The following is a 9,617-nucleotide window of genomic DNA, read 5'->3' on the forward strand; positions in this document are numbered from 1 at the left end:
CCCGCCAACCCACGGAATGCCGCTTCTGCTGTTGCTGTTGCTGTTGCTGTTGCTTGAATGCCGCAGCAGGTGCAGGGCTGCAAGCCCTGCTCGACCAACCCCTCACACCGTGATGGTCTGGGTCAATGACTCCCACGTCGGTGGTACCGGCCACGCTGCCGCCTGGTTGCCATCCAGCACCCGCCGCAGATCGCGCGGATCAATCTGCGGTGCCAGCACATGCACCAGCTCCAGCGCGTAATCACGTAGCACGCGGTCGCGCGGCAGCACCGCCCAGGCAATGCACTCGCTGATCGGGTCCGGCGCCGGCCACGAGCGCAGGTCTTCATCGTTGGAACTGACCGCCATCTCGGCCAGCAGGCCCACGCCAAGACCCGTACGCACGTAGGTCTTGATCAGGTCCGCATCGAGCGCGGTCAGTGCCAGGTCGGGCACCAGCCCATTGGCGGCGAAGGCGCGTTGCAGCGACGAGTTCGGACGGGTCGAGGATTCGTAGCTGATCAATGGCTGACGGGCCAGCGCGGCCAGGTCCGGGGCGCGGCCGGCGCGGTCCAGCGGGTGGCCCTTCGGCACCACCACCAGACGCCGCCAGCGGAACAGCGGCACCGCGATGCCATCGGTGGGCTCACCTCCGGCGGTGCTGATGATGGCGATATCCGCGTCACCCTGGTTCAAGCGGTCCAGCGCGTCGGCTTCGCCGGCCTGCTGCAGGTGCACGCTGACCTGCGGGTAGGCCTGCTTGATCGCTGCCACCGCCGGCGGCAGCACGAAGCGCGCCTGGGTGTGGGTGGTGGTCAGGATCAGCTGGCCCTGGCTCTCGCGGCGCTGGTTGGCCGCGTAGGTGCGGATGTTGTTGGCCTCGGCCAGCACCGCGCGGGCGCGGGCGATCACTTCGGTGCCGGCCGGAGTGACCGACTCCAGGCTGCGGCCCTTGCGCACGAACAACAGGAAGCCGAGCTCGTCCTCCAGCTGCTTGAGCTGCTTGGACAGGCCAGGCTGGGTGGCATGCACGCGCGAGGCGGCGAGCGTGATGTTCAGCTCGGCGTCGGCGATGGCAACCAGGTAGCGCAGCTGGGTCAGCGTCATGGGAGGCAGGCGGCGTGGGGCGGAAGTCCACTCTAGGGTCATTTGCCGTCACCAGCTTATAACCAAAGGTTGTTTAAGAAAGGTATCTGGTCATTTCCGGGCGTCATATGCCGGCGCTACGGTCAGCCGGCAGCCGCTGGCCTGAACAGCCAGCCCTCCCCCTTCGCCCGCCGAAGCCCGGCGCGGCCCCGTTTCCGGAGCGCTTCCATGGCCCTGTACGACTCCATCCTCGATACCGTCGGCAACACCCCCATCGTCAGGCTGCAGCGCCTGGCGCCCCCGCAGGTCAGCGTCTACGCCAAGGTCGAGTCGTTCAACCCGGGCGGCTCGGTGAAGGACCGCCTGGCGCTGGCGATCATCCTCGACGCCGAAGCGCGTGGCGTGCTCAAGCCGGGCGACACCATCGTCGAAGCCACGTCAGGCAACACCGGCGTGGCACTGGCGATGGTCGCCGCCGCGCGCGGCTACAAGTTCGTGGCGACCATGGTCGAAACCTTCTCGGTGGAGCGCCGCAAGCTGATGCGCGCCTATGGCGCCAAGGTGATCCTGACCCCGGCCGCCGAACGCGGCAGCGGCATGGTGCGCAAGGCCGCCGAACTGGCCGAACAGCACGGTTGGTTCCTGGCCAGCCAGTTCGCCAACCCGGCCAACCCGGCGTACCACCGCAACACCACCGCCGCCGAGATCCTGCGCGACTTCGCCGGCAAGCGGCTGGACTACTTCGTCAGCGGCTGGGGCACCGGCGGCACGCTCACCGGTGTTGGCGAAGTGCTGAAGGTCGCGCGTCCGCAGACCCGCATCATCGCCACCGAACCGGCCGGCGCGGCACTGTTGAAGGGCGATGACTGGAAGCCACACAAGATCCAGGGCTGGACGCCGGATTTCGTGCCGGACGTGCTCAACCGCGATGTGGTGGATGAACTGGTAACGGTGGACGATGACCGCGCGATCGCCACCGCACGCCGACTGGCTGCAGAAGAAGGCATCTTCGTCGGCATCTCCGCCGGCGCTACCGTGGCCAGCGCGCTGGACGTGGCGGCCCGTGCTGAACCGGGCGCGGTGATCCTGGCGATGCTGCCGGACACCGGTGAACGCTATTTCTCCACGCCGCTGTTCGCCGATGTGAATGAGGGTTCCGACGACGACTGGCTGGCCGGCCTGCCGTAATGCACAGCGCCGGATCCTTTTTCCGTCGGGAAAAGGCTCTGCCCCGCTTCTGCTTCAGCCTGCATGAAGGCGTCGCCCGCCATCGTGCGTGAAGGCCGTCGGATCGCAGCGCGTGAGACGGTCATGACGCAGTATCGATGCCCTGTCCCCTACCGTGGGAACAGCCGGCGCAGATGCTGCGCGGAACACCTCACAGGCAGGAGACGGACGCATGAAGATCGAAGTTTGGCAGGGCGACATCACGACCCTGGCGGTGGATGCGATCGTCAACGCGGCCAATGAAACACTGCTCGGTGGCGGCGGTGTCGACGGTGCGATCCATCGTGCCGCGGGCCCTGCGCTGCTGGCCGAGTGCGAGCAACTGCCGGAGCTGCGCCCGGGCGTGCGTTGCCCGACCGGCGAAGTGCGCGCCACCGACGCTTATGCATTGCCGGCGCAGCATGTACTGCACACGGTGGGCCCGGTCTGGCACGACGGCCAGCGCGACGAACCAGCATTGCTGGCCAACTGCTACTGGAAATCGCTGCAGCTGGCCGAGTCGCTGGGCGTGCAGTCGATCGCGTTCCCGGCGATCAGCTGCGGTGTGTATGGCTATCCGCTGTACCAGGCCGCGCAGATCGCAGTGACGGAAACACTGGCGTGGCAGCGCAGCCATGCACAGCCGATGCGCATCGTGCTGGTGGCGTTCAACACTGCCACGGCAAAGGCCTACCAGCAGGCATTGAGCGCTGCGGGACAAAGCACGGACAACGAAGCGCGCGGGTCGGTGCTGCCGCCGCTGGGCGATGCAGGCTTCGCCGCTGCGCACTGAACCGCAGCGCTGCTGGTAAAAGAAAAGGCCGGGCATTGCCCGGCCTTTTCCGTTGCATCGTTGTCGTCATCCACGCGCGGCGTGGATCACGCTCAACGGCTGGCAGCTTCCACCGCAGCAGCGGCGTCATCGGCCACAGCAGCGGCAGCATCGGCCGCGGCACGTGCCGCCGAGGCCGCAGCTCCGTCGGCGCTGGCACCCTCGACCTGCACGCGCACTTCCACCATGCCCGCACCATTGTTCAGGCTGGACACGTCCACGGTGTAGTGACCGGCCGGCAGGGTCTCTTCCAGGCGCGAATTGGTACCGCTGCCACCGTCATCATCGGTCAGTTCGACGTCGCCGCCGACCACGCGCAGCACGGTATCGACCTGGCTGGAAATCGCATCCAGGCGCACGTCGGCCGGGCGATCCAGGGTCAGCAGGAAGCGGCGGCGGCCGTCGTTGTCGAGCATCGTGTACACGCTGCCCGACTTCGGCAGCGCTGTGCCATCGCGTTCCACCAGATTGCCGGGCAGCTCGATGCGGTTGGCCGACAGGGTGAACATGCCGCTGACGCCGTCGCCCAGACCGCGTGCAGTCAGGGTGTACTTGCCCGGCTTCAGTGACAGGGTCAGGCGCGAGTTGGTGCTGTCCCCGCCATCGTCATTTTCGGCGTCCACGCCCTGGCCCGACAGCTTCAGCACCGGATCGAAGACATCCGACACCAGGCGGATCTCGTACAGGCCGGCCTTGTCCACCTGCAGGGTGTAGTCCTGGGAACCACCGGCCAGCATGTCGACGATCTCGCCGCTGCCCGCCAGCGGCTTGCCGTCGTACGGCACCAGCTTCTCGGCGCGCAGGCGGTACGGACCGTAATCGGTCGAGCCGTTGGCGTTGACCGCTACCTGGTAGGTGCCGCCACCGTTGGCACGGAAGGCCAGCGAGACGTCGCCCTCGCGCTCGTAGCCGGTGTTGCTGCTGGCCACCAGGCTGCCGTTGTTGAAGACGGCGATCGAGCCGCTCAGCGAGCCGGTCAGCTTCAGCCCAACCAGCTGCTTGTCTTCCAGCTTGATCTGGTAGAGCTGGTGATGGCTGCCGTCGTTGTAGTTGATGCCGCTGCGCGAGGTGATCTCGCCGGACACCGGCTTGTCGAAATCGAGCGACGCGGCCTTGCCTGCGTCACCACCGCCGCCGAGACGGTTGCAACCGCCGGCGACCAGGACCGTGGCGACGGCCAGTGTGATTGCTGCCAAACGCATGTTGTTTCTCCTTGGCCTTCCATGTGGTTCCCACGCACCGGCCGGGCGCGTGGGGGCGGAAACGATACCCGCAAAAGCAAACGCCGGCGTGATGCCGGCGTTGCCTTGTTCATCCAGCGATGGGACGGATCAACCGTTCCACTTGCCCAGCGCGGCCAGGCCGTTGTCCTTGGCGCGCTCGTACACGGTCTTCTGGGCAGCAGCGTAGTTGCCCTTCATGTCCTTGGCCCACAGCTTCAGCGCGGCCTGCTGCATGGCGCGGCCGTAGGAGAAGCTCAGCGGCCACGGCAGGTTGCCCAGCTGGTTCATCGCGTTCAGGTGCTCGGTGGACTGCTCGTCGCTCTGGCCACCGGACAGGAACACCACGCCCGGCAGGATGGCCGGCACGGTGCTCTTCAGGCACATCACGGTCGACTCGGCCACTTCCTCGACGTCGGCCTGCTCATCGCAGCTCTTGCCGGAGATGACCATCGAGGCCTTCAGGATGGTGCCTTCCAGCAGCACGTTCTGCTGGTACAGGGCGTCGAACAGCGAACGCAGGGTGGCTTCGGTGACTTCGTAGCAGGTCTCGATGTCGTGGTCGCCGTCCATGATCACTTCCGGCTCGACCATCGGCACCAGGCCACATTCCTGGCACAGCGCGGCATAGCGGGCCAGCGCGTGGGCGTTGGACTCGATGCAGGTGCCCGACGGAATGCTTTCGCCGATGTTGATCACCGCACGCCACTTGGCGAAGCGCGCACCCAGCTTGTAGTACTCCTGCAGGCGCTCGCGCAGGCCGTCCAGGCCTTCGGTCACCAGCTCGCCCGGGCAGCCGGCCAGCGGGTGCGCACCCTTGTCCACCTTGATGCCCGGAATCATGCCGTGGTCGGCCATGTACTTGGCGAACGGCACGCCGTCCTTGGTCGACTGACGGATGGTTTCGTCAAACAGGATGGCGCCGGAAATGTGCTCGTTGAGCTTCGGCGTGGTCAGCAGCAGTTCGCGGTAGGCACGACGGTTCTCCTCGGTGTTCTCGATACCGACGCCAGCGAAACGCTTGGCGATGGTAGCGGTGGATTCGTCGATCGCGATGATGCCCTTGCCCGGGGCAACCATGGCCTGGGCGGTTTCAGCCAGCTGTTCGATGCTCATGTACTTCCTGTGGCGGGTGCGGGAAAAACGTAAGTATAGCCCCGCCGCCCGTTGCGCCGACGTGCAGGCCAGTCTGGAAACGATTCCAATGTCCGCACCGGACAGGCGATGTCCTGTTGCGCCGGGTCAGAGCCCCTTTGCGGATCTGACCCTGGGTCGGATCCGCACGGCGGCTCCGACCCGGGGCCGACGGGGTTTACAGATCGCCCAGGCCGCTGGCGCGGCCGTCTTCACCCACTTCCAGCAGGCGCAGGGTGTTGGTCGCGCCCAGGGTTTCCATGTGCTCACCACTGGTGAACACGACGCGGTCACCGGCCTGCAGCAGTTCGGCTTCCACCAGCAGGCGGATGCTGCCGCGCGCGGCTTCGCGCGGGGTCAGGCCACGGCTGTCGAAGTTGATCGGGAACACATCGCGCATCAGGGCCATCTGGCGGCGCGCGCCGTCGTGGCGGGTGACTGCGAACACCGGCGCCTTGGCGCGGAAGCGCGACAGGTAGCGGGCGGTGCCACCGGATTCGGTCATCGCCACGATCGCACGCACGCCCACGTGCTGCGACAGGAACATGGTGGCCATGGCAATCGCCTGGTCGGCACGTTCCAGATTACGCGGCGAGGCGTTGAAGTCGGTCTCGGTCTGGAACTGGCGCTCGGCACCCAGGCAGATACGCGCCATCGCTTCCACCGCCTTGACCGGGTACGCACCGGCAGCGGTTTCAGCCGACAGCATCACCGCGTCGGTACCGTCGATGACCGAGTTGGCCACGTCCAGCACTTCGGCGCGGGTCGGGATCGGGCTTTCGACCATCGACTGCAGCATTTGCGTGGCCGTGATCACCACCTTGTTCTGTGCCAGCGAGGCCTTGATGATCTTCTTCTGCAGGCCCGGCAGTTCGGCGTCGCCGATTTCCACGCCGAGGTCGCCACGGGCCACCATCACCACGTCGCTGGCCTCGACGATCTCTTCCAGGTTCTCGATCGCTTCGGTGCGCTCGATCTTCGACACCAGCGCAGCATCGCAGCCATGCGAGCGGGCGATGTCACGGGCGTCGTTCATGTCCTGCGCGTTGCGGCAGAACGACACGGCGATGAAGTCGACACCGATCTTGGCGACGATGCCGATCAGCTCCTTGTCGCGCTCGGTCAGTGCGCCCAGCGAGAGGCCACCGCCCTGCTTGTTCAGGCCCTTGCGATCAGACAGCGCGCCGTCATTGAGCACGGTGTTGATGATGCGCTCGCCCTGCACCTCGACCACCTGCAGCTGCATCAGGCCATCATCGAGCAGCAGGACATCGCCCGGGCCGACGTCCTGCGGCAGGCCGAGGTAGCTGACGCCCACCTGGGTCGCATCGCCGGGGCCGGCATTGGCGCTGGCGATCAGGTCGAAGCGGTCACCCGCCTTGAGCTGCACCTTGCCTTCGGCGAAGCGCTCGATGCGGATCTTCGGGCCCGGCAGATCGGCCAGGATGCCCACTTCCACGCCCACGCGGGCCGCAGCGGCACGCACTTCGGCGGCACGCTTGGCCTGGCCGGAGGGATCGCCGTGGCTGAAGTTGAGGCGCACCACGTTGACGCCGGCGCGGAACAGATCCTCCAGCACGCCCGGCGGATCAGTGGCCGGACCGAGGGTGGCAAGGATCTTGGTGCGACGCTGACGCTCGAACATGGTGAATGGGCCTCTCCCGATAAAGAACGGAAATTAGCACATCCTTCACGCCGCATGTATACGGTTACAGCCTTGTGCTGCCTGACTTCGCGGGTCATGGAGCGGACATCGGCCGGACATACGCTGGCGCAGGCAGTTCTGTAGAGCCGAGCCCATGCTCGGCTGGGCATAGGCCGAAGCAGCCGAGCATGGGCTCGGCTCTACAGGAGCCTAGGCCAACAGCGTCGTCAGCTGCGCCGGCTCACGGGCCAGCTGGCCGGCACCGGCTTCGGTGAGTTCGACCTCACCGCCGAAACCCCACAGCACACCGACACTGCGCAGACCGTGGTGGCGTGCGCCTTCGATGTCCATGCGGCGGTCGCCGATCATCCAGCACTGCGCGGGCTGCACCTGCAGCCGACGCAGCGCCTCGCCCACCAGCTCCGGCTTGTGGCTGCGCGAGCCGTCCAGGGTCGAACCGACGATCTCCTCGAACAGCCCGCCGAACGGCAGGTGGGCGAGGATGCGGCGCGCATGCGGCTCGTTCTTGGCCGTGACCACCGCCAGGCGGTGGCCACGACCGTGCAGCGTGCGCAGGGTGTCTTCCACCTGCGGGTACACCGTATGCTCGCGCCAGCCCTCGGCGTCGAAGCGCTCACGGTAGTAGCCCACCGCCTGTTCCACCCGCGCCGGTTCAACGAACAGCGGCGCGAAGGTGGTCCGCAGCGACGGACCGATCCAGCCCAGCAGCGTCTCCTGCGGCGGCACCGGATAGTCCATCTTCTGCAGCGCGTAAGCGATGCAGGCGGTGATGCCCACCTGCGAATCGATCAGCGTGCCATCGAGGTCGAAGAACAGCACATCCTTGCCGCGCTCGGCACTCATGCGCCGCGCGCGTCGAGTGCGGCCACCGCCGGCAGGGTCTTGCCTTCCAGGAACTCCAGGAACGCACCGCCGCCGGTGGAGATGTAGCTGACCTGCTGGGCGATATCGAACTTGTCGACCGCGGCCAGGGTGTCGCCGCCACCGGCGATGGAGAATGCCGGCGAGCTGGCGATGGCGCGGGCCAGCGCTTCGGTGCCCTTGCTGAAGGCTTCGAACTCGAACACGCCGACCGGGCCGTTCCAGACCACGGTGCCGGCCTTTTCGATCAGCTGCGTGTACTGCGCAGCGGTCTGCGGGCCGATGTCCAGGATCAGATCGTCTTCGGCAACCGCGTCGACCGCCTTCACTTCGGCAACCGCGTCCGGCATGAACTGCTTGGCGGTGACCACGTCCACCGGCAGCGGAATGTCGGCGCCACGCGCCTTGGCATCGGCCACGATCTTCTTGGCGGTATCCAGCAGGTCCGGCTCGTACAGCGACTTGCCGACGTTGTAGCCGGCGGCAGCAATGAAGGTATTGGCGATGCCACCACCGACGATCAGCTGATCGACCTTGCCGACCAGGTTGGCCAGCAGTTCCAGCTTGGTGCTGACCTTGCTGCCGGCGACGATGGCCAGCAGCGGCTTGGCCGGTGCATCCAGCGCCTGCGCCAGCGCGTCCAGTTCGGCCATCAGCAGCGGGCCACCGGCAGCCACCGGGGCGAAGCGGATGACACCGTGGGTGGAGGCCTGCGCACGGTGCGCGGTGCCGAAGGCATCCATCACGAACACATCGCACAGCGCCGCGTACTTCTTCGACAGGGCTTCATCGTCCTTGCCCTCGCCGACGTTCATGCGGCAGTTTTCCAGCAGCACCAGCTGGCCCGGCTGCACGTCGACGCCGTCGACCCAGTCGCGCACCAGCGGAACCTCGCGGCCGAGCAGCTCGGACAGGCGCTGGGCGACCGGCGCCAGCGACTCGGCTTCGCTCCACACGCCTTCCTTCGGGCGCCCCAGGTGCGAGGTGACCATCACCGCCGCGCCCTGCTCCAGCGCGCGCTTGAGCGTCGGCAGCGAAGCGGTGATGCGCTGTTCGGAAGTGATGCGGCCATTCTCGATCGGCACGTTCAGATCCTGGCGGATCAGCACGCGCTTGCCGGAGAGGTCGAGGTCGGTCATGCGGACGATGGACATGGGCAACTCTTTGGCTCAGGGACGGGATGCCGGGGTACGGCAGACGGCCATTGTATCGGGTGCGGGTGGTGGGAGGGTCGATGCCTGCGGCAGGCAGAGGCGCACGGCAAATGCAACAGCAACAGCCAAAGCGCTGGCGCTTCGTGGTGTTGTGGGTGGGCCGGGGCGGTGTGGGCTCGCGGGGGACGCCGTGAATCCATCCCTGGAGGCTCGGGCGCGCCATCCATGGCGCTTACGCCCCCGCGAGCCCACACCACCCCGGCCTCGACAGGTTCATGAGGCGGAGCGGACGGCAAAGGCAAGAGCGGTTTCTGATGTCGGAGAAAAATGTAGAGCCGAGCCCGTGCTCGGCTGGGTCTATCGCGAACAGCAGCCGAGCGTGGGCTCGGCTCTACAAAGAGCGCCCTGCCAAGCAGCTTTTGCTCTTCTTTTTTTCTTTCCGTGGGTGGACGCACACGGAAATTGTCAGAGGCCGGGCG

General features: G+C 66.7%; 8 protein-coding genes. 2 read left to right on the top strand and 6 right to left on the bottom strand.

Annotation, left to right across the window (positions count from 1 at the left end):
* Positions 1-102 precede the first annotated feature (102 nt).
* Positions 103-1,086, bottom strand: a complete 984-nt coding sequence (locus N5D45_RS22365) for a LysR family transcriptional regulator (protein ID WP_010481448.1) — start codon at positions 1,084-1,086, stop codon at positions 103-105.
* Between the two features lie 207 nt (positions 1,087-1,293).
* On the opposite strand from N5D45_RS22365, the gene cysK reads away from it, so the two are divergent.
* Entirely contained in the window at positions 1,294-2,253 is a 960-nt protein-coding gene (cysK, locus tag N5D45_RS22370; protein ID WP_010481445.1) for a cysteine synthase A, read from the top strand.
* A 211-nt stretch (positions 2,254-2,464) separates the two neighbouring features.
* Positions 2,465-3,064 (top strand): O-acetyl-ADP-ribose deacetylase, encoded by a 600-nt coding sequence (locus N5D45_RS22375; RefSeq protein WP_279939645.1) that lies wholly within the window; start codon positions 2,465-2,467, stop codon positions 3,062-3,064.
* A 92-nt stretch (positions 3,065-3,156) separates the two neighbouring features.
* Here the strand turns inward: N5D45_RS22375 and N5D45_RS22380 are convergent, their stop codons facing one another.
* The 5 genes from N5D45_RS22380 to N5D45_RS22400 all read right to left on the bottom strand — a co-directional run bounded on the left by N5D45_RS22380 (position 3,157) and on the right by N5D45_RS22400 (position 9,138).
* Complete coding sequence (locus tag N5D45_RS22380; RefSeq protein WP_049408917.1) at positions 3,157-4,305, bottom strand: hypothetical protein; 1,149 nt, start codon at positions 4,303-4,305, stop codon at positions 3,157-3,159.
* Positions 4,306-4,434: 129 nt separating this feature from the next.
* Positions 4,435-5,439, bottom strand: coding sequence for a class I fructose-bisphosphate aldolase (locus N5D45_RS22385; RefSeq protein WP_071306361.1), 1,005 nt, complete (start codon positions 5,437-5,439; stop codon positions 4,435-4,437).
* Between the two features lie 196 nt (positions 5,440-5,635).
* Positions 5,636-7,102, bottom strand: a complete 1,467-nt coding sequence (pyk, locus tag N5D45_RS22390; protein ID WP_049434791.1) for a pyruvate kinase — start codon at positions 7,100-7,102, stop codon at positions 5,636-5,638.
* 210 nt (positions 7,103-7,312) lie between these two features.
* Positions 7,313-7,966, bottom strand: a complete 654-nt coding sequence (locus N5D45_RS22395; RefSeq protein WP_057502518.1) for an HAD hydrolase-like protein — start codon at positions 7,964-7,966, stop codon at positions 7,313-7,315.
* A complete protein-coding gene (locus N5D45_RS22400) occupies positions 7,963-9,138 on the bottom strand; it encodes a phosphoglycerate kinase (RefSeq protein ID WP_228354735.1) in 1,176 nt (391 codons plus the stop codon). The genes N5D45_RS22395 and N5D45_RS22400 overlap by 4 nt, the downstream gene beginning before the upstream one ends.
* Positions 9,139-9,617 lie beyond the last annotated feature (479 nt).

It is taken from the genome of Stenotrophomonas sp. GD03819, from assembly GCF_029841665.1.
GTDB lineage: Bacteria > Pseudomonadota > Gammaproteobacteria > Xanthomonadales > Xanthomonadaceae > Stenotrophomonas > Stenotrophomonas geniculata.

Coding starts and splice junctions, on each gene's coding strand:
- N5D45_RS22375 (WP_279939645.1), top strand. CDS start 2,465: ATGAAGATCGAAGTTTGGCAGGGCGACATCACGACCCTGGCGGTGGAT.
- N5D45_RS22365 (WP_010481448.1), bottom strand. CDS start 1,086: ATGACGCTGACCCAGCTGCGCTACCTGGTTGCCATCGCCGACGCCGAG.
- N5D45_RS22395 (WP_057502518.1), bottom strand. CDS start 7,966: ATGAGTGCCGAGCGCGGCAAGGATGTGCTGTTCTTCGACCTCGATGGC.
- cysK (WP_010481445.1), top strand. CDS start 1,294: ATGGCCCTGTACGACTCCATCCTCGATACCGTCGGCAACACCCCCATC.
- N5D45_RS22385 (WP_071306361.1), bottom strand. CDS start 5,439: ATGAGCATCGAACAGCTGGCTGAAACCGCCCAGGCCATGGTTGCCCCG.
- N5D45_RS22380 (WP_049408917.1), bottom strand. CDS start 4,305: ATGCGTTTGGCAGCAATCACACTGGCCGTCGCCACGGTCCTGGTCGCC.
- pyk (WP_049434791.1), bottom strand. CDS start 7,102: ATGTTCGAGCGTCAGCGTCGCACCAAGATCCTTGCCACCCTCGGTCCG.
- N5D45_RS22400 (WP_228354735.1), bottom strand. CDS start 9,138: ATGTCCATCGTCCGCATGACCGACCTCGACCTCTCCGGCAAGCGCGTG.